At 72.3% G+C, this 21,985-nt stretch carries 18 protein-coding genes; 13 read left to right on the forward strand and 5 right to left on the reverse strand.

The annotated features are described in order from the left end of the window. Positions 1–63 precede the first annotated feature (63 nt). Positions 64–729: a winged helix-turn-helix transcriptional regulator gene (locus Q0994_RS18940; RefSeq protein WP_299536333.1), complete on the forward strand. Its 666-nt coding sequence runs from the start codon at positions 64–66 to the stop codon at positions 727–729. A 22-nt stretch (positions 730–751) separates the two neighbouring features. On the opposite strand, the gene Q0994_RS18945 is transcribed toward Q0994_RS18940, so the two are convergent. Then, positions 752–1,117 carry a nuclear transport factor 2 family protein gene (locus Q0994_RS18945; protein ID WP_299536335.1) on the reverse strand — a complete coding sequence of 122 codons (366 nt, stop codon included), beginning with the start codon at positions 1,115–1,117 and terminating at the stop codon, positions 752–754. 76 nt (positions 1,118–1,193) lie between these two features. On the opposite strand from Q0994_RS18945, the gene Q0994_RS18950 reads away from it, so the two are divergent. Then, positions 1,194–1,835 carry a uridine kinase gene (locus Q0994_RS18950; RefSeq protein WP_299536336.1) on the forward strand — a complete coding sequence of 214 codons (642 nt, stop codon included), beginning with the start codon at positions 1,194–1,196 and terminating at the stop codon, positions 1,833–1,835. Between the two features lie 112 nt (positions 1,836–1,947). Here the strand turns inward: Q0994_RS18950 and Q0994_RS18955 are convergent, their stop codons facing one another. Next, entirely contained in the window at positions 1,948–2,490 is a 543-nt protein-coding gene (locus Q0994_RS18955; protein WP_299536338.1) for a methylated-DNA--[protein]-cysteine S-methyltransferase, read from the reverse strand. A gap of 58 nt (positions 2,491–2,548) precedes the next feature. Beyond that, a complete protein-coding gene (locus Q0994_RS18960) occupies positions 2,549–3,406 on the reverse strand; it encodes a glycerophosphodiester phosphodiesterase family protein (RefSeq protein WP_299536766.1) in 858 nt (285 codons plus the stop codon). 270 nt (positions 3,407–3,676) lie between these two features. Here Q0994_RS18960 and Q0994_RS18965 point away from each other — a divergent pair, with 270 nt between their 5' ends. The 5 genes from Q0994_RS18965 (at position 3,677) to Q0994_RS18985 (ending at position 11,071) form a co-directional block, all read left to right on the forward strand. Further along, positions 3,677–4,561 (forward strand): MHYT domain-containing protein, encoded by an 885-nt coding sequence (locus Q0994_RS18965; RefSeq protein ID WP_299536341.1) that lies wholly within the window; start codon positions 3,677–3,679, stop codon positions 4,559–4,561. A gap of 92 nt (positions 4,562–4,653) precedes the next feature. Then, positions 4,654–6,774 (forward strand): excinuclease ABC subunit UvrB, encoded by a 2,121-nt coding sequence (uvrB, locus tag Q0994_RS18970; protein ID WP_299536344.1) that lies wholly within the window; start codon positions 4,654–4,656, stop codon positions 6,772–6,774. A 182-nt stretch (positions 6,775–6,956) separates the two neighbouring features. Beyond that, on the forward strand, positions 6,957–7,535 hold the full coding sequence (locus tag Q0994_RS18975; protein ID WP_104789925.1) for a TerD family protein: 579 nt from the start codon (positions 6,957–6,959) through the stop codon (positions 7,533–7,535). A 256-nt stretch (positions 7,536–7,791) separates the two neighbouring features. Continuing rightward, on the forward strand, positions 7,792–9,792 hold the full coding sequence (locus tag Q0994_RS18980) for a TerD family protein (RefSeq protein ID WP_299536347.1): 2,001 nt from the start codon (positions 7,792–7,794) through the stop codon (positions 9,790–9,792). 262 nt (positions 9,793–10,054) lie between these two features. After that, the gene (locus Q0994_RS18985; protein WP_299536349.1) at positions 10,055–11,071 is read left to right on the forward strand and encodes a TerC family protein; all 1,017 of its coding nucleotides are present in this window, start codon (positions 10,055–10,057) and stop codon (positions 11,069–11,071) included. A 90-nt stretch (positions 11,072–11,161) separates the two neighbouring features. Here the strand turns inward: Q0994_RS18985 and Q0994_RS18990 are convergent, their stop codons facing one another. Together Q0994_RS18990 and Q0994_RS18995 are read right to left on the reverse strand one after the other, a co-directional pair. Next, positions 11,162–11,818: an MBL fold metallo-hydrolase gene (locus Q0994_RS18990; RefSeq protein ID WP_299536351.1), complete on the reverse strand. Its 657-nt coding sequence runs from the start codon at positions 11,816–11,818 to the stop codon at positions 11,162–11,164. 10 nt (positions 11,819–11,828) lie between these two features. Continuing rightward, positions 11,829–12,518: a maleylpyruvate isomerase family mycothiol-dependent enzyme gene (locus Q0994_RS18995; RefSeq protein WP_299536353.1), complete on the reverse strand. Its 690-nt coding sequence runs from the start codon at positions 12,516–12,518 to the stop codon at positions 11,829–11,831. A gap of 175 nt (positions 12,519–12,693) precedes the next feature. On the opposite strand from Q0994_RS18995, the gene uvrA reads away from it, so the two are divergent. From uvrA to whiA, 6 genes are all read left to right on the forward strand, one after another. After that, complete coding sequence (uvrA, locus tag Q0994_RS19000) at positions 12,694–15,744, forward strand: excinuclease ABC subunit UvrA (protein WP_299536354.1); 3,051 nt, start codon at positions 12,694–12,696, stop codon at positions 15,742–15,744. Between the two features lie 254 nt (positions 15,745–15,998). Beyond that, on the forward strand, positions 15,999–16,430 hold the full coding sequence (locus tag Q0994_RS19005) for a Rieske (2Fe-2S) protein (RefSeq protein ID WP_299536356.1): 432 nt from the start codon (positions 15,999–16,001) through the stop codon (positions 16,428–16,430). A 104-nt stretch (positions 16,431–16,534) separates the two neighbouring features. After that, entirely contained in the window at positions 16,535–18,733 is a 2,199-nt protein-coding gene (gene uvrC, locus Q0994_RS19010; protein WP_299536358.1) for an excinuclease ABC subunit UvrC, read from the forward strand. Further along, entirely contained in the window at positions 18,730–19,707 is a 978-nt protein-coding gene (gene rapZ / locus Q0994_RS19015; RefSeq protein WP_299536360.1) for an RNase adapter RapZ, read from the forward strand. The genes uvrC and rapZ overlap by 4 nt, the downstream gene beginning before the upstream one ends. Next, positions 19,704–20,738 carry a uridine diphosphate-N-acetylglucosamine-binding protein YvcK gene (yvcK, locus tag Q0994_RS19020; protein WP_299536363.1) on the forward strand — a complete coding sequence of 345 codons (1,035 nt, stop codon included), beginning with the start codon at positions 19,704–19,706 and terminating at the stop codon, positions 20,736–20,738. The genes rapZ and yvcK overlap by 4 nt, the downstream gene beginning before the upstream one ends. Then, positions 20,729–21,718 (forward strand): DNA-binding protein WhiA, encoded by a 990-nt coding sequence (whiA, locus tag Q0994_RS19025; protein WP_299536365.1) that lies wholly within the window; start codon positions 20,729–20,731, stop codon positions 21,716–21,718. Before yvcK ends, whiA begins: the two co-directional genes overlap by 10 nt. Positions 21,719–21,985: the final 267 nt, after the last annotated feature.

A 21,985-nucleotide genomic window follows, 5' to 3' on the forward strand; every position in this document is an offset into this window, starting at 1 on the left:
GCGATACTTGGTTTTACCAAGTGGACCCTTGGAAAGTCCAACAACTTGTCTAGACTGCGTCGCATGCCACGTCAGTCCACCGCCCCGCGCCCCGTCCGACGCCGCAGCTACGACCAGTACGACGCCACCGCCCGCGCCCTCGATCTCGTGGGGGACCGGTGGACGCTGCTGATCGTGCGTGAACTGCTCGCGGGCCCCCGCCGGTACACCGACCTGCACGCCGACCTGCCCGGGGTGTCCACCGACGTGCTGGCCTCGCGGCTCAAGGACATGGAGCAGACCGGTCTCGCCGAGCGCCGGAGGCTGCCCCCGCCCGCCGCCGCCTCGGTCTACGAACTGACCGCGCGAGGACGGGAGTTGCTGCCCGTGGTCGCGGCGCTGGCGGCCTGGGGCGGCCCCGCGCTCGACGAGCGGCGGCCCACCGACGCGGTACGGGCCCACTGGTTCGCCCTGCCCCTGCTGCGCGCCCTGGCGGGGGTGAGCGTCCCCGGCGTCGTCGAAGTGCGCCTGGCGGAGGGGGAGTTCCATCTCCGTACCGGAGGCGCAGCGGAGCAGGAGGGGGTCTACGGCTACGGCCCCGCCGACCGGCCGGACGCGCGCCTGGTGACGCGGGCCGAAGTGTGTCTGGAACTCGGGCGGGGCGCGACGACGTTCGCCCGTGCGGTCGCCGACGGGCGTGTCGAGGTGGCGGGCGACTCCCCGCTCGCCGACGCACTCCGGGGAGCGTGAGGGCGAGCCGCAGCCGTGCGGGTCAGAGTGCGGCAGTCTCCCCGTAGGCGCCGAATCCGGCGTTCACCAGGCCGTCGCGGAACATCAGCACCTCGGTGACCCGCCCGCCGATCTGGTTGCGGTAGTCGATCACCACGGCATCCACCCCGGCGCGCACGTCCATCACCTCGAACCGCAGGTCGGGGACGAGCTTCAGCCCCGCCTCCCAGTACGCCCGCAACGCCGCCCGGCCCCGCACGGTACCGCTCGGATCACCCGTGAAGCGGACGATCATGGGAGAACGGAAGGTCACGTCCTCGCTGTAGTGCGCCAGGATGCGGTCGAGGTCGTGGGAGTTCCAGTCGTCCTGCCACCGCTGCGCGAACGCGCGGGCCTCGGAGAGATCCATGGCGCCATCGTACGGAAGCGCCCCGCCACCCCGCAGCCCCCGGAGGGGCCGGCGCCCGGCGCGCGATGATGGGACGGTGCGACTCGAACCGATCACCTGGGAACGGATGGCCGACGCCCTCGCGGCGCGCCTCGACGCGCTCGCGCCGTCCGACGGGAGCCCTTGGCTGAAGGCGGGCGTCGACGGCGCTCCGGCCGCCGCCGGCGGCGAGCTGGCCGAACGGATCGCCCGGGAACTGCGGCTGCGCGGACGCGCCGTGCTGGTCGTCTCCACCGAGGGCTTCCTGCGCCCGGCGAGTCTGCGCTACGAGTACGGCAAGCGGGACCCCGACAGCTACGCCGACGGCTGGTTCGACACCGGCGCGCTCTGGCGCGAGGTGTTCGGGCCGCTGGAACCGGGAGGCAGCGGCCGGGTGCTGCCGGACCTCTGGGACCCGGTGACCGACCGGGCGACCCGCAGCCCGTACGAGCGGTTGCCGGAGGGCGGGGTGCTGCTCGTGCACGGGCCGCTGCTGCTCGGGCGGTGGTTCCCCTTCGACCTCTCCGTCCACCTGCGGCTGTCGCCGGGCGCCCTGCGGCGGCGGACGGCCGAGGAGTGGCTGTGGACGCTGCCGGCCTTCGCCCGCTACGAACGGGAGACGGATCCCGGAGCCGCCGCCGACGTCGTGGTGCGGGCCGACGATCCGCGCCACCCGGCCTGGACCGGACTGGAGCGCTAGCCGTGCCCCGGGGCGCCGGAACACCTGGCCCGCCGGAACGCCCGGGCACCGGAACATTCGGGCGCCGGAACACCCAGGCGTCGGGGCATCCCGGTGCCGGAACGCCCCTGCCTCAGAACAGCGGCTGCGGAAGGACGCCTTCCAGCTCCAGCAGCCGCCGTTTCGTCTCCAGCCCGCCGCCGAAGCCGCCGAGTCCGCCACCGCTCTCCACCACCCGGTGGCAGGGCACCACCACGGGTAGCGGATTGGCCCCCATCGCGGCGCCCACCGCCTGCGCCCCGTCGGGGCGGCCGGTCCGGCGCGCCAGATCGCCGTACCCGACGACCGTCCCGTACGGCACGGTCGTCAGCTCCTGGAGCACCTCGCGGTGGAAGCCGCCGGTGAGCGACCAGTCGAGGTCGAGGTCGAACGCGCGTCGGCGGCCCGCGAGGTAGTCGGCGATCTGGCGCACCGGCCCGGCGAGCAGGGGAGAGCCGGGGCGCTCCACCGGCTCCGCCCCGAGGCGGGTCCGCAGCCGCTCCAGCACGGCGTCACGGGCGGCCGGGACGGCGTGGAACGCCACGGTCACCAGGCCGCTGGGGGTGGCGGCGAGCAGCAGGGGCCCGATGCCGCTCGGCGTCACCGTCCACTCCACACGGAGCCCGTCGTCGTCCATGGACCCACCGTACGTCCCGGGTCCGACAGCGGAGCCCCGCGTGGTGGCCGGCGCCGGGTCAGCGGGTGGCTTCGCGGACCACGTCGGGGAAGTTGGTGATGATGCCGTCGACCCCGGCGGCGTCGACCGCGGCCGCGGACGCGGCGTCGTTCACCGTCCAGGTGTTCACCCGGAGCTTCTTGCCGTGGGCGCCCTTCAGCCGGTGGACGGCGGCGACGTAGTCCGCGGTGGCGGCCGAGAAGTACGGGTTGATCTGGTCGGTGAACTTCGCGTAGGCCGGAAGGTCGGCGACCGCGGGGTTGCCGAGGAAGCCGGTGACCACGTCGGGGCGCAGCTGGTGGACCTTCTTCACGCTGTCCGCGCCGAAGCTCTGGATGACCAGCTTGTTCTTCACGTGGTCGCGGTCCAGCCAGCCCTCCTCGCGCAGGATGCGGAGGGTCTCCTTCTCGATGCCCGGGTAGATCTCCGGGCTCTTGATCTCCAGCAGCAGCTTCTGGTGGTTGCGCTCGACCTTGCGCAGGTACTGGGTGAGCGTGGGGATGCGGGCGCCGGCGAACTCCTGGCCGAACCAGCTTCCGGCGTCCAGCTTCGCGATCTCGGCGGCCGTGAAGTCCTTGACCGCGTAGGACGTGCGGCCCGGGAACAGCTGCTCGACGTCGGTGGTGCGCGCCAGGTCGGTGTCGTGCACGACGACGAGCACGCCGTCCTTGCTGAACTGCACGTCGTTCTCCACCCAGGCGATGCCCAGGTCGTCCGCCGCGTCGACGGCGGCCAGCGTGTTCTCCGGGGCGTAACCGGAGGCGCCGCGGTGCGCGTAGACGACGGGGGCGTCGTCGTGGTGGCGGGGCGCGGAGGCCTGCGCCTGCGCGGCGGGCAGCAGCAGGGCGCAGGAGCCGAGGAAGGCGGCGGCGGACATCGTGACGGTACGTGCGGGCACGGAGTACTCCTCGTGAGAAAAACGGAACACGAGGAGATTCGCAGTCCGACGCGAACGAGGGGCGGGAGGGCAGTGACTGTCACATGAACGGAATATCCGTCACCACTTCACAGGCAGGGGTGGCGTGGGGATAAAATGCCGTCCTTATGTTCGCTTGCCGGGTCTGAACCGCCAGAGAAGCCCAGCCCCCGCAGGGGCACGCATCCCGGGACACTCCCCACCCCGCGCTTCCGTGAAGGGCGTATCAGCATGCAGGGCACCACCGACGGCTTCACCTACGGCATGGTGACGCCGGTCGTCGCCTTCCTCATGGCCGGGCTCGGCTCCTCGCTGGGGCTGCGCTGCACCGCCAGGTCGCTGCGGGCCGGCGCCAGGGCCAAGGCCGGATGGCTGGCGCTGGGGGCCGCCTCCATAGGCTCCGGAATCTGGACGATGCACTTCATCGCCATGATGGGATTCAGCGTCCGGGAGGCGACGATCACCTACGACCGCCCGCTCACCTACGCCAGCCTCGCGCTGGCCGTCGTGATGGTGGGCATCGGCATCTTCATCGTCGGCTACCGCGGCGCGACGCGGATGGCGCTGATCACCGGCGGCACCCTCACCGGGCTGGGGATCGCGTCCATGCACTACCTCGGCATGGCCGGGATGTACTTCGACGGCGAGTTCAGCTACGACACGGTGACCGTGATCCTCTCCGTCGCCATCGCCGTCGTCGCCGCCACGGCGGCGCTCTGGGCGGCCGTCTCCATCCGGGGCTTCCTGCCCAGCCTCGGCGCCAGTGTGATCATGGCGGTGGCCGTCAGCGGCATGCACTACACCGGGATGGCGTCGCTCGGCGTCCACCTCCACCCGGTGGCCTCCGCCGGGAGGGACGCGGGGGACTCGGCCACGAGCATCCTGGTGCCGCTGCTCATCGGGCCCGCGGTCTTCATGTTCCTCGCCGCCGCCGTGGTGCTGTTCGACCCGGAGACGCTCGCCGGACGCGACGTGCTGCCCGGGAAGGGCCCGGCCGTGCCGGCCGCGCCATCCGGGCCGCTCCGGGGGCGAGGCAGCGTACGCGGCATACCGCCCCAGCGGAGCCGGGACCACGACGGCGCGCCGCTTCCGGGACAGGACCGGCAGCGCCGCTGACCCGCCGCGCCGCGGGCCCGCCCGCACCGCCCTTTCCGGGCGGTGCGGCCCGATCCGGTCGCGTTGTCGGTCCCGCGCCGTACGGTTGATGCATGCGGCCAGTTTCGAAGATCGAACGCACCACGAAGCCTTTCGAGGTCATCAGCCCCTACCAGCCCAGCGGCGACCAGCCCACGGCCATCGCCGAGCTGGAGAGGCGCGTGAGGGCGGGGGAGAAGGACGTCGTGCTGCTCGGCGCGACCGGCACGGGCAAGTCGGCGACCACCGCCTGGATGATCGAGAAGCTGCAGCGCCCGACCCTGGTGATGGCGCCGAACAAGACCCTCGCCGCCCAGCTCGCCAACGAGTTCCGCGAGCTGCTGCCGAACAACGCCGTCGAGTACTTCGTCTCGTACTACGACTACTACCAGCCCGAGGCGTACGTCCCGCAGTCGGACACCTACATCGAGAAGGACTCCTCGATCAACGAGGAGGTCGAGCGGCTGCGCCACTCCGCCACCAACTCCCTGCTGACCCGCCGCGACGTCGTGGTGGTCGCCTCCGTCTCCTGCATCTACGGCCTCGGCACCCCGCAGGAGTACGTGGACCGCATGGTCCAGCTCACCGTCGGCGACGAGATCGACCGGGACCAACTGCTGCGCCGCTTCGTCGAGATGCAGTACACCCGCAACGACCTCGCCTTCACCCGCGGCACCTTCCGGGTGCGCGGCGACACCATCGAGATCTTCCCGGTCTACGAGGAGCTCGCCGTCCGCATCGAGATGTTCGGCGACGAGATCGAGGCGCTCTCCACCCTCCACCCGCTGACCGGCGAGATCATCAGCGAGGACCCGTCGCTGCACGTCTTTCCCGCCAGCCACTACGTCGCCGGGCCCGAGCGCATGGAGAAGGCGATCACCGGCATCGAGCGGGAGATGGAGGAGCGCCTCGCCGAGCTGGAGAAGCAGGGCAAGCTCCTGGAGGCCCAGCGGCTGCGCATGCGCACCACGTACGACATCGAGATGCTGCGGCAGATCGGCACCTGCTCGGGCGTCGAGAACTACTCGATGCACTTCGACGGCCGCGCGCCCGGCACCGCCCCGCACACCCTCCTCGACTACTTCCCCGAGGACTTCCTGCTGGTCCTCGACGAGTCGCACGTCACCGTCCCGCAGATCGGCGCGATGTACGAGGGCGACGCGTCCCGCAAGCGGACCCTGGTCGACCACGGGTTCCGGCTGCCGTCCGCGCTGGACAACCGCCCGCTGAAGTGGGAGGAGTTCCTGAAGCGGATCGACCAGACCGTCTACCTCTCCGCCACCCCCGGGAAGTACGAACTCTCGCGCGGCGACGGCTTCGTCGAGCAGATCATCCGCCCGACCGGACTGGTCGACCCGGAGATCGTCGTCAAGCCCACCGAGGGCCAGATCGACGACCTGGTGCACGAGATCCGCAAGCGCACCGAACGCGACGAGCGCGTGCTGGTGACCACGCTGACCAAGAAGATGTCCGAGGACCTCACCGACTACTTCCTGGAGCTCGGCATCCAGGTCCGGTACCTCCACAGCGACGTCGACACCCTGCGCCGCATCGAGCTGCTGCGCGAGCTGCGCTCCGGCGAGTACGACGTCCTGGTCGGCATCAACCTGCTGCGCGAGGGCCTCGACCTGCCCGAGGTCTCGCTGGTCGCGATCCTCGACGCCGACAAGCAGGGCTTCCTGCGCTCCGGCACCTCGCTCATCCAGACCATCGGACGCGCGGCGCGCAACGTCTCCGGCCAGGTCCACATGTACGCCGACAAGATCACCCCCGCGATGGCGCAGGCCATCGACGAGACCAACCGCCGCCGCGAGAAGCAGATCGCGTACAACACCGAGCGCGGCCTCGACCCCCAGCCGCTGCGCAAGAAGATCAACGACATTGTGGCCACCATCGCCCGCGAGGAGGTCGACACCGAGCAGCTGCTCGGCACCGGCTACCGCCAGGGCAAGGGAGCCAAGGCCCCGGTGCCCACGCTCGGCGCCGCGGCGGCGAAGAAGCGCGAGGCGCGCGGCCGCGGCGCGGTGACCGGCGACCGCCCGGCCGAGGAACTGGCCGGGATCATCGAGGAGATGACCGAGCGGATGCGCGCCGCCGCCGCCGACCTCCAGTTCGAGGTCGCCGCCCGGCTCCGCGACGAGGTGGGCGAACTCAAGAAGGAGCTGCGGCAGATGAGGGAGGCGGGCATCGCCTGACGCGCGGGCCGTCCCCGGTGCGCCGGGGCGGCCCGGCCGGCTCCGGAGTGCTGCGGAACTCCGGAGTGTTGCGGAACCGACACAAAAGCGGCCGGGGGCCTGCACCGGCGGGGGCCCGCTGCGTAGGGTTCGGGAACACCGCGCGTGGACGGTCGCGGGGCAATGCGGAGAGGGGACAGCGCGTGACGGTCAACATGACCAAGGGCCAGGCCATCAGCCTGCAGAAGAGCGACGGGGGGACCCTGACCGCGGTACGGATGGGGCTCGGCTGGCAGGCGGCGCCGCGCCGCGGGCTGTTCGGCTCGCGTACCCGTGAGATCGACCTGGACGCCTCGGCGGTCCTGTTCGCCGACAAGCAGCCGGTGGACGTCGTCTTCTTCCGCCACCTCGTCAGCGACGACGGCTCGGTCAAGCACACCGGCGACAACCTGGTGGGCGGCGCCGGCTCCGGCGGGGACGACGAGGCGATCCTCGTCGACCTCCAGCGCGTGCCGGTCCACATCGACCAGATCGTCTTCACCGTGAACTCCTTCACCGGTCAGACGTTCCAGGAAGTCCAGAACGCCTTCTGCCGGATCGTCGACGAGACCAACGGCCAGGAGCTGGCGCGCTACACGCTGGACGGCGGCGGCCAGTACACGGCCCAGATCATGGCGAAGGTGCACCGCGCGGGGTCCGGATGGCAGATGACGGCCCTCGGCAACCCGGCCAACGGCCGCACCTTCCAGGACCTGATGCCCGCGATCCTGCCCCACCTCTAGGCCGCCGCGCGGCGGGCGGACCACCCCGCCGCACCGGGCCGACAGGCAGGACGGGACCGGACCCGGTCCGGCACCGACGCAGCTCCCGGCGGCACCCGCCGCCGGGAGCTGCGCGCATGGCACCACCACGCGGGACGGTCCGCCGTACCCCGTACGCCTCCGGGTACGGGCCTCCCGCCTCCCGTTCACTCGCGCGCGTGCGCGCGCGAACCCCGCGCCACCCGGCGCGGCAGACCCAGGGCAAGGGGACAGGGCGATGACGGCCGAGCTGGTCCGGGGGCAGAACCACACACTGCCCCAGACCCGTCTGGAGATCCGGGTGTCGGCGGGGTGCCCCGTCGTGGCGGGGGCCAGCCTCGCCGACGAGCGCGGGACGGTGCCCGGCGCCGAGTGGGTCGCGCACCCCGGCGCGCCCCGGCTGCCCGGCCTCGAAGTCCCCGGCCAGGCCGCGGCCGCCCACCGGCTCGCGGTCGACCTGGACGCCCTGCCGCCCTCCGTGCACCGCGTCACCGTCCTGCTGGCACTGCCGGAGCGCACCGGCGGCCCGGCGAGGTTCGGCGCGGTCGCCGCGCCGTTCGTCGCCGTCACCGGGCTCGACGGCGACGAGATCGCCTCCTTCACCCTCACCGGCCTGGACAGCGAGACCGCCGTCAGCGCGCTGGAGCTGTACCGGCGCGGGGGAGCGTGGAAGGTGCGCGCCGTCGGCCAGGGATACGCCACCGGCCTCACCGGGATGCTCACCGACCAGGGCCTCGCGGAGGCGGCGCAGGTGGCCGCCGCCGTGATGGCGGCCACCGTCGCCTCGCACGCCCGCGCCGTCACCCCGCCCGCCCCGCGCGTCGCGCCCGGCCCGCCGGACCGGGTCGGCGGCGTCACGGCCCCCCGGACCCCGCCCGGCCCCGCGCCGTCGACCGGCTCCCCTTCCCCCGGCGTCCCCCCGACCGGTGTCCCCGCCTCCGGGGCCCCCGACCCGCTGCCGCGCCCCGAGGCTCCCGGAGTCCCCCCGGCCGGTGTCCCGGCCTCCGCCGCGAACGCCGCGGGCGGCGGCCCCATCGACTACGCCCACCCCCGACGCCGCGCCGCGGCCCCGCCGCAGGCGCCCCCGGCCCCGCCCGGCGGCCCCGCGGCGCCCGTCGCGGGCGACGCCACCGGCTGGTCGATGGACGAGCGCCTCTACAACCAGGTCTGGGGCATGTTCGAGGACCTGGCCCGCACCGTCGCCGCGTACCGCAGCGCCGCCGACTTCGCCGAGTCGCGGATGGACCAGGAACTGGACCGTCTGCTGTCCGATCCCCGCAACCGCATGGGCGGCGCCGGCGACCGGGCCCGCGAGGAGGCCCGCGCCCGGCGCGACGGGCTGGTCGACCGGGCCCGCGAGGTCCTCGACCGGGACCTCGCCCAGCTCGCCGCCGAGGCGGCCGTGGTGGAACCCGCGCTGCCCGCCGCGTACGCCGGCTGGGACAACCCGGTCTGGCACGCCTACCGGGTGCCGATGGAGAACCCGATGGCGCTGCGCGTCGGCGACCTCCACCTCCCCGAGAGCCCGGAGCTGCGCATCCCGCTGCTCGTGCGGCTGCCGCTGGAGCGCGGGCTGTGGATCGACTGCGGGCGCACCGCGTCCGAGGCCGCCGCGACGACCGACGGCGGCACCCTGAAGCGACTGGCGCTGGAGACCGCGGCCGGCCACGCCGCCCGGCTGCTGGCCGTGCACCCGCCGGGCCTGTTCCAGGTGCACGTGATCGACCCGGCCGGGGCGGGCGCGACGGCCTTCGGCCCGCTGGCCCGCTCCGGGGTGCTCGCGGGGCCGCCCGCCGCCGGGGCGCAGGGCGTGCGCGCGACCCTCGCCCACCTCACCCGCCGCGTCGAACTGGTCACCATGGCGGTCCGCGCCGGAGCCACCGACTCGCTGCCGCCGGACCTGGACCCCGGTGAGCAGCTCCTCGTCGTCAACGACTTCCCGCACGGATTCGACGACCGGGCCGTCACCCAGCTCCGTTATCTCGCCGACGAGGGGCCCGCGGTGGGCGTGCACCTGCTGATGGTCGCCGACCGCGAGGACGCCGCCGCCTACGGACCGGTCCTCGACCCGCTGTGGCGGACCCTGCTCCGGCTCACCCCGGTTGCCGACGAGCACCTGGCCGACCCGTGGGTGGGGCACGCCTGGACCTACGAGCCGCCGCGCACGCCACCGGGCAGCAGCGTGCTGGAGCAGGTCCTCGCCGCCGTGGCGGCCGGCCGCCGCACGGGCGGCCGCTGACCGGGCCCGTCCGGCGCAGGGACCGAAGCCCCGCCCTCACCAGGGACCTTGGTCCTCTCTTGCCCATCGCTTTACCTTTTCTTGGCCATGCATGTACTCTTCCTGGCACGGAGGGGAGTACTCCCATACGCGACGTTCCCGTCAATACGGACTGTGACCGGTCCCGGGGCGCCGGCCCACCGCGCAACCGCGCGCTCGGGTGGAAGAGACCTCCGGCAGCGACGACGCTGATCAGTAGCCGTAGCGAACTGCCGGAGGCGCAGTGGACGTTTCATGGACCCTCTGGGCGCTGACCATTTTTGGTCTGGTCGCCCTCATCGCCGTCGATTTCTTCATCGGGCGCAAGCCCCATGACGTGACGACCAAGGAAGCCGGAATCTGGACGCTGGTCTGGATCGCGCTCGCCGTCCTGTTCGGACTCGGGCTGCTTGTCTTCGGGGAGAGCCAGGCATCCGGCGAGTTCTTCGCCGGCTTCATCACCGAGAAGTCGCTCAGCGTCGACAACCTCTTCGTCTTCGTGCTGATCATGGCGAAGTTCTCGGTGCCCTCCCACCTCCAGCAGCGGGTGCTGCTGGTCGGCGTGCTCATCGCCCTGGTGCTGCGTGCGATCTTCATCGCCGCCGGCGCCGCGGTCATCGCCAACTTCTCGTGGATCTTCTACATCTTCGGCGCGTTCCTGATCTACACCGCCTGGAAGCTCATCCAGGAGGCGCGTGCCGACGAGGAGGAAGAGGAGTTCGAGGAGAACAGGCTGCTGAAGTCGATCGAGCGGCGCTTCGGCGTCTCCGACCGCTACCACGGCACCAAGCTCTTCATCCGCAACAACGGCAAGCGCGTCATGACCCCGCTGATGGTGGTCATGCTCGCCATCGGCACCACCGACGTGCTGTTCGCGCTGGACTCCATCCCGGCGATCTTCGGCCTGACCCAGGACCCGTACATCGTCTTCACCGCCAACGCGTTCGCCCTCATGGGTCTGCGTCAGCTCTACTTCCTCATCGGCGGCCTGCTGAAGAAGCTGGTCCACCTGAGTTACGGCCTCTCGGTGATCCTCGGATTCATCGGCGTCAAGCTCGTGCTGCACGCGCTGCACGAGTCCGGCGTCCACGTCCCCGAGATCTCGATCCCGTTCTCGCTCTCCGTGATCTGCGGCGTGCTGATCATCACCACGATCACCAGCCTCATCGCGAACAAGAAGCAGGAGCGCGCGGAGGCCGAGAAGGCCGCCGGGGCCCCGGCGGCCGACAGCGCCGACGAGAACAAGAGCATCGGCGCCTGACCGTGCGGGGCGCCGGCGCCCCCCACGGCCACGGCAGCACGACGGAGCGCCCCGGTACCGACCTCGGTACCGGGGCGCTCCGTCGTGCGCCTACCAGCCTCGTTCGCGCCACTCCGGCAGGTGCGGGCGCTCGGCGCCCAGGGTGGTGTCGTGGCCGTGGCCCGGGTAGACCCAGGTCTCGTCGGGGAGCACGTCGAACAGCTTGGTCTCCACGTCGTGCAGCAGCCGGGCGAAGGCCTCCGGGTCCTTGCGGGTGTTGCCGACCCCGCCGGGGAAGAGGCAGTCGCCGGTGAAGGCGTGCGGCGCCCCGTGCGGGTCGTCGTAGACCAGCGCGACCGAGCCGGGGGTGTGGCCGGCCAGGTGGCGGGCGGTCAGGGTGACCGCGCCGACCCGGAGCGTGTCCCCGTCGTCCAGGGCCACGTCGGTCGGCACCGGAATGCCCTCGGCGTCGTGCCGCCCCGCGTACGTGGTGGCGCCGGTCGCCGCCACCACCTCGGCGAGCGCCTGCCAGTGGTCGCCGTGCCGGTGCGTGGTGACCACGGAGGCGACCGAGTCCGCCCCGACCAGCCGCAGCAGCGTCGGCGCCTCGGCCGCCGCGTCGATCAGCAGCTGCTCGCCGGTGGCCCGGCAGCGCAGCAGATAGGCGTTGTTGTTCATCTCGCCGACGGCGACCTTGGAGATCATCAGGTCCGTCAACTCGTGCACGTCCGCGGGTCCGCCGACCCTGACCGCTCCGCTGTACGTCATGGCGCCCAGCCTATAGCGGGGGCACCGGGGGCAGCGGGCCGCCTTCGACGGCCGGTGCGGAAGCCGCCCGGCGGCCCGAGAGCCACCCCGCGAGGACGGCGGCCGGGCCCCGGACCAGGGTGACGGGCCCCTCGGCGCCGCCGCCGGTGGTCCAGGTCCCGCCGTCGTCGGCGGCCAGCCGGACGGGGACGAGCGCGGGGTGCCGGTCGTAGCGCGCGGCGAGGTGGCCGACGAGACGGCCGGTGAACTCCGCCGGCATGTCCTCCAGGGTGTAGCCCGCTCCGAGGTCGACGTGGTGCAGCTCGACCTCGACCCAGCGGCGGAACGGCAGCCGCGACGCCCGGTCGGTCACGCCGTTGCGCAGTTCCACCGTGCGGGAGAGGTCCCCGGGGGCCCGCGCGGCGGCGAGGAAGCGCAGGTGGGAGGCGCGGAGGTCGGCGAGCTGGACCTGCTGCGGCCGGACCGCGTCCCGGGCGATGTCACGGTCGCGGGTTTCGCTGCTCGCGTACATCGGTCCCCCGCGGAGAACATTTTCGAGCGCGTCGGCGTTACGTGACAGGTGGGCCAGAACATGGCCCCGGCTCCAGCCGGGAAGCAGCGAGGGTACGGCGACCGCGGAAGGGTCCCAGCCCGCCACCTCGTGCAGGAGCCGGTCGGTGGCACGGTCGACGGACTCGATGTCGCTCGGGTGATCTCCCATGCGGCCGAGGTTAGTCCTGCCACTCGTTCGGGTGAAGGAGGCCACGACCGTCCGTAAATCGAATGTGCGTGCTATACGCTCGAATCCGAAAGCTTCCTCCATCGCTGAGGCGCCCCCCATACCCTGGGACGGGGGCTCAGTTCCCCCGCTTCACTCAAGAAAGGTGCGGACCGGCGTGGCCGACCGTCTCATCGTCCGTGGCGCGCGCGAGCACAATCTGAAGAACGTCTCGCTCGACCTCCCGCGCGACTCCCTCATCGTCTTCACCGGGCTGTCCGGGTCGGGCAAGTCCTCCCTCGCGTTCGACACGATCTTCGCGGAGGGGCAGCGCCGTTACGTGGAGTCCCTCTCCTCGTACGCACGGCAGTTCCTCGGCCAGATGGACAAGCCGGACGTCGACTTCATCGAGGGGCTGTCACCGGCCGTCTCGATCGACCAGAAGTCGACCTCGCGCAACCCGCGCTCGACGGTCGGCACCATCACCGAGGTCTACGACTACCTCCGGCTGCTCTTCGCCCGCATCGGCAAGCCGCACTGTCCCGAGTGCTCCCGGCCGATCTCCCGGCAGTCGCCGCAGGCCATCGTGGACAAGGTGCTGGCGCTGCCCGAGGGCAGCCGCTTCCAGGTGCTCTCCCCGCTGGTGCGCGAGCGCAAGGGCGAGTTCGTCGACCTCTTCGCCGACCTCACCACCAAGGGGTACAGCCGCGCCCGGGTCGACGGCGCCACGATCCAGCTCTCCGAGCCGCCCACGCTCAAGAAGCAGGAGAAGCACACCATCGAGGTGGTCGTCGACCGCCTCACGGTCAAGGAGAGCGCCAAGCGCCGCCTGACCGACTCCGTCGAGACGGCCCTCGGCCTCTCCGGAGGCATGGTGGTGCTCGACTTCGTGGACCTGCCCGAGGACGACCCCGAGCGTGAGCGGATGTTCTCCGAGCACCTCTACTGCCCGTACGACGACCTCTCCTTCGAGGAGCTGGAGCCGCGCTCCTTCTCCTTCAACTCCCCGTTCGGCGCCTGCCCCGAGTGCACCGGTATCGGCACCCGCATGGAGGTCGACCCCGAGCTGGTCGTCCCGGACGAGGACAAGTCCCTCGACGAGGGCGCGATCCACCCGTGGTCGCACGGCCACACCAAGGAGTACTTCGGCCGGCTGATCGGCGCGCTCGCCGACGCCCTGGGCTTCCGCACCGACATCCCCTGGGCCGGGCTGCCGCAGCGCGCCAAGAAGGCCCTGCTGTACGGCCACAAGATCCAGACCGAGGTCCGCTACCGCAACCGGTACGGCCGCGAGCGCGCCTACACCACGCCGTCCTTCGAGGGTGCGGTGCAGTTCGTCAAGCGGCGGCACTCCGAGGCGGAGAGCGACTCCAGCCGGGAGCGGTTCGAGGGGTACATGCGCGAGGTGCCGTGCCCCACCTGCGAGGGCACCCGCCTCAAGCCGATCGTCCTGGCGGTCACGGTGATGGAGAAGTCCATCGCCGAGGTCGCCGCGATGTCGATCAGCGACTGCGCCGAGTTCCTCGGCCGGCTCAAGCTGAACGCCCGCGACAAGAAGATCGCCGAGCGGGTGCTCAAGGAGGTCAACGAACGCCTCCGCTTCCTCGTGGACGTCGGCCTCGACTACCTCTCGCTGAACCGGGCGGCCGGCACCCTGTCCGGTGGTGAGGCGCAGCGCATCCGGCTCGCCACCCAGATCGGCTCCGGCCTCGTCGGCGTCCTGTACGTCCTGGACGAGCCGTCCATCGGGCTGCACCAGCGCGACAACCACCGGCTCATCGAGACCCTCGTCCGCCTCCGCGACATGGGCAACACGCTCATCGTCGTCGAGCACGACGAGGACACCATCAAGGTCGCGGACTGGGTGGTGGACATCGGCCCCGGCGCCGGTGAGCACGGCGGCAAGGTGGTCCACTCCGGCTCGCTGAAGGAACTGCTGACCAACAAGGACTCGATCACCGGCCAGTACCTGGCGGGCAAGCGGGCCATCCCGACGCCCGAGGTGCGCCGCCCGGTCGACCCCGCGCGCCGGCTGACGGTGCACGGGGCCCGCGAGAACAACCTCCAGGACATCGACGTCTCCTTCCCGCTCGGTGTGTTCACCGCCGTCACCGGTGTCTCCGGTTCGGGCAAGTCGACGCTGGTCAACGACATCCTCTACACGCACCTGGCCCGCGAGCTGAACGGCGCCAAGTCGGTGCCCGGACGCCACACCCGGGTCGACGGGGACGACCTCGTCGACAAGGTGGTGCACGTCGACCAGTCGCCGATCGGCCGGACGCCCCGGTCCAACCCGGCGACCTACACCGGGGTCTTCGACCACGTCCGCCGGCTCTTCGCCGAGACCATGGAGGCGAAGGTCCGCGGGTACCTGCCGGGCCGCTTCTCCTTCAACGTCAAGGGCGGCCGCTGCGAGAACTGCTCCGGCGACGGCACCATCAAGATCGAGATGAACTTCCTGCCCGACGTGTACGTCCCGTGCGAGGTCTGCCACGGAGCGCGCTACAACCGGGAGACGCTGGAGGTCCACTACAAGGGCAAGTCCATCGCCGAGGTGCTGGACATGCCCATCGAGGAGGGCCTGGAGTTCTTCGAGGCCGTGCCGACGATCGCCCGCCACCTGCGCACGCTCAACGAGGTCGGCCTCGGTTACGTCCGCCTCGGGCAGTCCGCGCCGACCCTGTCGGGCGGCGAGGCGCAGCGCGTGAAGCTGGCGAGCGAGCTCCAGAAGCGTTCGACCGGCCGCACGGTCTACGTCCTGGACGAGCCGACCACCGGCCTGCATTTCGAGGACATCAGCAAGCTGATCAAGGTGCTCTCCGGTCTCGTGGACAAGGGCAACTCGGTCGTGGTCATCGAGCACAACCTCGACGTGATCAAGACCGCCGACTGGGTCATCGACATGGGCCCCGAAGGCGGCAACGGCGGCGGACTGGTGGTCGCCGAGGGCACGCCGGAGGAGGTGGCGGCGGTCCCCGCCAGCCACACCGGCAAGTTCCTCGGCGAGATCCTGGACCCCGACCGCATCGCCGAGGCATCGATGCCCGCCCGCGGGACGGCCCGCAAGGCCACCACCCGCAAGACGGCCGCGGCGAAGACCGCCACCGCACGCAAGACGGCGACCGCCAAGACGGCCGCGGGCAAGGGAGCGGCGGCCAAGACGGCCGCGGCGACCAAGACCGCGGCCAAGGCGCCCGCCAAGAAGGCGGCCCGCGCCCGCAAGGCCTGATGGGTGCGGCGCAGGTGGGGCGGCTCCCCGACGGGAGCCGCCCCACGGCGCCGCCCCGCGCCCGGTTTCCCCGTCCGCACCGCACGGCGCCGCCCGCACCCCTGGGCGCCCGCCCCGCCCGCCGGCGTCCCGGTCTCCGCCGGTATCGTCGGTTTGTCGCAGGTCCGGCACCCGCCCGTCGGGTCCGCAACCGCCCCGCGACCGCGCGCACCGTACCCCCGCACCCCCGTACCCCCGACCCCGTGGAGTCCCGCATGTCCGGCCTGCCTGCCCCCCGCCGCACCGTGCTGAAGGGCGCCGCGCTCGTCGGTGTCGCCGGACTGGGAGCGGCCGCCTGCTCCACCGATTCCAAGCTCGGCCACGCCGAGACGCCGACCCCCACCGCCCCCGTGGAACTGGGCTCCGCCGACGCCGTACCGGTCGGCGGGGCGAAGCTCTACCGCGAGGAGCGGGTCATCGTGAGCTGCCCGGCCAAGGGCCGGTACAAGGCGTTCAGCGCCCAGTGCACCCACGCCGGCTGCGTCCTCACCAAGGTCGAGGGCACGGAGGGGCACTGCCCCTGCCACGGTTCGATCTTCGACGCCACCACCGGCAAGGTGATCCAGGGCCCCGCCACCGTGCCGCTGCCCGCCGTCCCGGTCAGCGCCGACGCGAGCGGCAACCTCGTCGCCGGCCCCGGCGCCTGACCGGGGGAGCCGTGCGCCGGCCCCGGACGGTGCCCGGCCCGCGCGCGGGTGCCGGTAACCGCGACGGAAGCCCGCTGTCACCGGCCGGAAGTAGGGTGTGAGACATGGCAGACCCCTCCAGCTACCGCCCCAAGCCGGGACAGATCCCCGACTCCCCGGGGGTCTACAAGTTCCGCGACGAGCACCGCCGGGTGATCTACGTCGGCAAGGCGAAGAACCTCCGCCAGCGCCTGGCCAACTACTTCCAGGACCTGGCCGGACTGCACCCGCGCACCCGCTCGATGGTGACCACGGCCGCGTCCGTGGAGTGGACGGTCGTCTCCACCGAGGTCGAGGCGCTGCAGCTCGAATACACCTGGATCAAGGAGTTCGACCCGCGGTTCAACGTCAAGTACCGCGACGACAAGAGCTACCCCTACCTCGCGGTCACGCTCAACGAGGAGTTCCCCCGCGTCCAGGTCATGCGCGGCGCCAAGAAGAAGGGCGTGCGCTACTTCGGTCCGTACGGCCACGCCTGGGCGATCCGCGAGACCGTCGACCTGATGCTGCGCGTCTTCCCCGTGCGCACCTGCTCCGCGGGCGTGTTCAAGAACGCCGTCCGCACCGGCCGCCCCTGCCTGCTCGGCTACATCGGCAAGTGCTCCGCCCCCTGCGTGGGCCGGGTCACCCCCGAGGAACACCGCGAACTGGCCGAGGACTTCTGCGACTTCATGGCCGGCCGCACCGGTACGTACATCCGCCGCCTGGAGCGCGAGATGGCGGAGGCGGCCGAGGAGATGGAGTACGAGCGGGCGGCGCGGCTGCGCGACGACGCCGGGGCGCTCAAGCGCGCCATGGAGAAGAGCGCGGTGGTGCTCGCGGACGCCACCGACGCGGACCTCATCGCCGTCGCCGAGGACGAACTCGAAGCGGCCGTGCAGATCTTCCACGTGCGCGGCGGCCGGGTGCGCGGCCAGCGCGGCTGGGTCACCGACAAGGTCGAGGCGGTCGACACCTCCGGCCTGGTCGAGCACGCCCTGCAGCAGCTCTACGGCGAGGAGGCCGGCGACGCGGTCCCCAAGGAGGTCCTGGTGCCCGCGCTGCCCGAGGACCCCGAGGCGGTCTCCGAGTGGCTGTCCCGGCGCCGGGGCTCGCAGGTCAGCCTGCGCATCCCGCAGCGCGGCGACAAGAAGGACCTGATGGCGACGGTCCAGCGCAACGCCGTGCAGGCGCTCGGGCTGCACAAGACCAAGCGCGCCTCCGACCTCACCACGCGCTCGCGGGCGCTGGAGGAGATCGCCGAGGCGCTCGGCCTGGACGGCGCCCCGCTGCGGATCGAGTGCTACGACATCTCCCACCTCCAGGGCGACGACGTGGTCGCGTCCATGGTGGTGTTCGAGGACGGCCTCGCCCGTAAGAGCGAGTACCGCCGCTTCCAGATCAAGGGGTTCGAGGGCCAGGACGACGTCCGGTCCATGCACGAGGTGATCGGCCGGCGTTTCCGCAGGTATCTGGCGGACAAGGAGCGCACCGGGGACTGGGACGACACCCCGGCCCCCGGCGGCGGGACCCCTGCCGACGTGCCCGGCCTCCCCGCCCCCGCGGGCTCCGACGCCACCGGCTCCGCGCCGGGCCTGCCGCTCGCCGACGGACACGCCCCCGCGGAGTCCGCCGCCGCGGCGGGCCCCCTGGAGGCGGAGCCCCTGACCGTGCCCTTCGGCGAGGACCCGGCCGGGACGGACCGGGCCCCGGAGGCGCAGGACGACCCGTTCGCCGTGGAGGGCCCCCGCGAGGACGACGGCCGCCCCAAGCGGTTCGCCTACCCCCCGCAGCTCGTCGTGGTCGACGGCGGCCAGCCGCAGGTGGCGGCGGCCAAGCGGGCGCTGGACGAGCTGGGCATCGACGACATCGCCGTCTGCGGCCTCGCCAAGCGGCTCGAAGAGGTCTGGCTGCCGGACGACGACGACCCGGTCGTGCTGCCCCGCTCCAGCGAAGGGCTCTACCTCCTCCAGCGGGTCCGCGACGAGGCGCACCGCTTCGCCCTCACCTACCAGCGCGCCAAGCGGGCCAAGCGGGTCCGCAGCAGCCCCCTGGACGGGGTCGCCGGGCTCGGCGAGACCCGGAAACTGGCGCTGCTCAAGCATTTCGGCTCCGTGAAGAAGCTGCGGCAGGCGACAATCGACGAGATCTGCGAGGTTCCGGGGATAGGGCGCAGGACGGCGGAATCGGTGGCGGTCGCCCTCGCCTCGGCCGCCCCGGCCGCACCGGCCGTCAACACGGCCACAGGAGAGATCATGGAAGAGAGCGACGGGGGCACACCATGACCGGACACGAGCAGGACGCACCGGACACGCACGCAGGCACGGACCGAACAGACGGAGCAGGACAGGTGAGCACAGCTTCCACCCCCGAGACGGGGGACGCGACGGCACCGGCGGTCATCCCCGAACTGGTGATCATCTCCGGGATGTCCGGCGCCGGACGCAGCACCGCGGCCAAGTGCCTGGAAGACCTCGGCTGGTTCGTCGTCGACAACCTGCCGCCCGCGCTGATCCCCACCATGGTCGAGCTCGGCGCCCGCTCGCAGGGCAACGTCGCCCGCATCGCCGTCGTCGTCGACGTGCGCGGCCGGCGCTTCTTCGACAACCTCCGGGAGTCCCTCGCGGACCTGGCGGCCAAGCACGTCACCCGCCGGATCGTCTTCCTGGAGTCGTCCGACGACGCCCTGGTCCGCCGGTTCGAGTCGGTCCGCCGCCCGCACCCGCTCCAGGGCGACGGGCGCATCGTCGACGGCATCGCGGCCGAGCGCGACCTGCTGCGCGAGCTGCGCGGCGACGCCGACCTGGTCATCGACACCTCCAGCCTCAACGTCCACGAACTGCGCGCCAAGATGGACGCCCAGTTCGCCGGCGACCAGGAGCCGGAGCTGCGGGCCACCGTCATGTCGTTCGGCTACAAGTACGGCCTGCCGGTCGACGCCGACCTCGTGGTGGACTGCCGCTTCCTGCCCAACCCGCACTGGGTCCCCGAGCTGCGCCCCTTCACCGGCCTGAACGAGGAGGTGTCCGCCTACGTCTTCGACCAGCCGGGCGCCAAGGAGTTCCTCAACCAGTACACCGAGCTGCTCCAGCTGATCGCGGCCGGCTACCGCCGCGAGGGCAAGCGCTACGTCACCATCGCCGTGGGCTGCACCGGCGGCAAGCACCGTTCCGTCGCCATGTCGGAGAAGCTCTCGGCGCGTCTGGCCGCCGAGGGGATCGAGACCGTCCTCGTCCACCGGGACATGGGGCGAGAGTGACCGGCTCCCACCTGCGTCTGCGGCGGCTGCGCAAGGCCAGGCCCGCACTGCCGGGCCGGGGGCGCGGGGCTCAGCCCAAGGTCGTCGCCCTCGGCGGCGGCCACGGGCTGTCCGCGTCGCTCGCCGCCCTGCGCCGGATCACCGGCGACGTCACGGCCGTGGTCACGGTCGCCGACGACGGCGGATCCAGCGGGCGGCTGCGCGAGGAGCTCGGGGTGCTGCCCCCGGGCGACCTGCGCAAGGCGCTCGCCGCGCTCTGCGGCGACGACGACTGGGGCCAGACCTGGGCCCGGGTCATCCAGCACCGCTTCGAGTCCCGCGGCGACCTGCACGGTCACGCGGTCGGAAATCTGCTGATCGTCGCCCTGTGGGAGCAGCTCGGCGACCCCGTGCAGGCGCTGGACCTGGTCGGCAGGCTGCTGGGAGCACACGGCCGGGTGCTCCCGATGTCCGCCGTGCCGCTGGAGCTGCAGGCGCAGGTCAGGGGCCACGACCAGGAACGCCCGGACGAGATCGTCACCGTGCGCGGCCAGGCGACCGTGGCGCTCACCCCCGGAGACGTGCAGTCCGTGCAGGTGGTGCCCCACGACCCGCCGGCCGTCCCGGAGGCGGTCGCGGCGGTGCTCGACGCCGACTGGGTGGTGCTCGGTCCGGGCTCCTGGTTCTCCTCGGTGATTCCGCATCTGCTGGTGCCGGAACTGCTCGACGCGCTGACCGTGACGAAGGCCCGGAAGGTGCTCTCGCTGAACCTCGCGCCGCAGCCCGGTGAAACAGAAGGCTTCTCACCGCAGCGTCATGTGGAGGTTTTGGGACGACACGCCCCTAAACTCGCCCTGGACGTGGTGCTGGCCGACGAGGCCGCCGTGCCCGACCGTGAGTCCCTGGCCGACGCCGCGAAACGCCTCGGCGCCGCGGTGGAGCTGGCTCCGGTCGCCTCGCCCGACGGGGTTCCGATTCACGATCCGGAGCTGTTGGCCGCCGCGTACGACCGTATTTTTCGGATGCATGGAAGGATCGGCCCATGGCGATGACGCCAGCGGTGAAGGACGAAATCTCTCGGCTTCCCGTCACCCGGACCTGCTGCAGAAAGGCGGAGGTCTCGGCGATCCTGCGTTTCGCGGGCGGGCTGCACCTGGTGAGCGGCCGCATTGTGATCGAAGCGGAACTCGACACCGGGATGGCGGCGCGCCGGCTCAAGCGCGACATTCTGGAGATCTTCGGGCACAGCTCGGAGCTGATCGTGATGGCGCCCGGCGGGCTGCGCCGCGGTTCCCGCTTCGTCGTCCGGGTGGTGGCGGGCGGCGACCAGCTGGCCCGGCAGACCGGCCTGGTGGACGGCCGCGGCCGTCCCATCCGCGGCCTTCCCCCGCAGGTGGTCTCGGGGGCCACCTGCGACGCGGAGGCGGCCTGGCGGGGCGCGTTCCTGGCGCACGGCTCGCTCACCGAGCCGGGCCGCTCGTCGTCCCTGGAGGTGACCTGCCCCGGCCCCGAGGCGGCTCTGGCGCTGGTCGGCGCCGCCCGCCGGCTCTCCATCGCGGCGAAGGCCCGCGAGGTGCGCGGGGTGGACCGGGTCGTCGTCCGGGACGGTGACGCGATCGGCGCGCTGCTGACCCGGCTCGGCGCCCACGAGGCGGTGCTGGCCTGGGAGGAGCGCCGGATGCGGCGCGAGGTCCGGGCGACCGCCAACCGGCTCGCCAACTTCGACGACGCCAACCTGCGCCGCTCCGCCCGTGCCGCGGTGGCGGCGGGGGCCCGGGTCGGCCGGGCGCTGGAGATCCTCGGCGAGGAGGTCCCCGAGCACCTGGCGGCGGCCGGGCGGCTGCGGATGGACCACAAGCAGGCGTCCCTGGAGGAGCTCGGCGCGCTGGCCGACCCGCCGCTGACCAAGGACGCGGTCGCGGGCCGTATCCGCCGCCTGCTGGCCATGGCCGACAAGCGGGCGCAGGACCTCGGCATCCCGAGCACCGAGGCGACCCTCAGCGAGGAGATGGCGGACGGCCTGGTCGGCTGACCGGTCCGCTCCGACGCGCCGCGGGCCCGCTCCTCCCGGGGAGCGGGCCCGCGGCGCGTCCCGTCCTCCCCCTGCTGGAGGCGTCCCGCGGCCCCGTGCGGAGAAGGCGCAGGTCCCGGCCGTTGACGGGACGTTTCTCCCGTGTTTCGGGGCAGGAGGACCGGACCCGCCGCTTTCTACTGGTCAGTACGCGACTCTCCCCGCCTCCCCGGCCCCGCTCGATGTCACTACCGGGGCTCCGGAGAGGTAGGGTCGGAGGCGGTCGGG

This window comes from uncultured Streptomyces sp., assembly GCF_947488945.1.
In the GTDB taxonomy this organism is placed as follows: Bacteria; Actinomycetota; Actinomycetes; order Streptomycetales; family Streptomycetaceae; genus Streptomyces.

What these genes read in the sequence shown, in the direction of transcription:
- whiA (WP_299536365.1), top strand. Translation starts at nt 20,729, where the DNA reads ATGGCGATGACGCCAGCGGTGAAGGACGAAATCTCTCGGCTTCCCGTC.
- uvrB (WP_299536344.1), top strand. Translation starts at nt 4,654, where the DNA reads ATGCGGCCAGTTTCGAAGATCGAACGCACCACGAAGCCTTTCGAGGTC.
- Q0994_RS18940 (WP_299536333.1), top strand. Translation starts at nt 64, where the DNA reads ATGCCACGTCAGTCCACCGCCCCGCGCCCCGTCCGACGCCGCAGCTAC.
- Q0994_RS18990 (WP_299536351.1), bottom strand. Translation starts at nt 11,818, where the DNA reads ATGACGTACAGCGGAGCGGTCAGGGTCGGCGGACCCGCGGACGTGCAC.
- Q0994_RS18995 (WP_299536353.1), bottom strand. Translation starts at nt 12,518, where the DNA reads ATGGGAGATCACCCGAGCGACATCGAGTCCGTCGACCGTGCCACCGAC.
- Q0994_RS18965 (WP_299536341.1), top strand. Translation starts at nt 3,677, where the DNA reads ATGCAGGGCACCACCGACGGCTTCACCTACGGCATGGTGACGCCGGTC.
- rapZ (WP_299536360.1), top strand. Translation starts at nt 18,730, where the DNA reads ATGACCGGACACGAGCAGGACGCACCGGACACGCACGCAGGCACGGAC.
- Q0994_RS18955 (WP_299536338.1), bottom strand. Translation starts at nt 2,490, where the DNA reads ATGGACGACGACGGGCTCCGTGTGGAGTGGACGGTGACGCCGAGCGGC.
- Q0994_RS19005 (WP_299536356.1), top strand. Translation starts at nt 15,999, where the DNA reads ATGTCCGGCCTGCCTGCCCCCCGCCGCACCGTGCTGAAGGGCGCCGCG.
- uvrC (WP_299536358.1), top strand. Translation starts at nt 16,535, where the DNA reads ATGGCAGACCCCTCCAGCTACCGCCCCAAGCCGGGACAGATCCCCGAC.
- Q0994_RS18945 (WP_299536335.1), bottom strand. Translation starts at nt 1,117, where the DNA reads ATGGATCTCTCCGAGGCCCGCGCGTTCGCGCAGCGGTGGCAGGACGAC.
- Q0994_RS18960 (WP_299536766.1), bottom strand. Translation starts at nt 3,406, where the DNA reads ATGTCCGCCGCCGCCTTCCTCGGCTCCTGCGCCCTGCTGCTGCCCGCC.
- Q0994_RS18980 (WP_299536347.1), top strand. Translation starts at nt 7,792, where the DNA reads ATGACGGCCGAGCTGGTCCGGGGGCAGAACCACACACTGCCCCAGACC.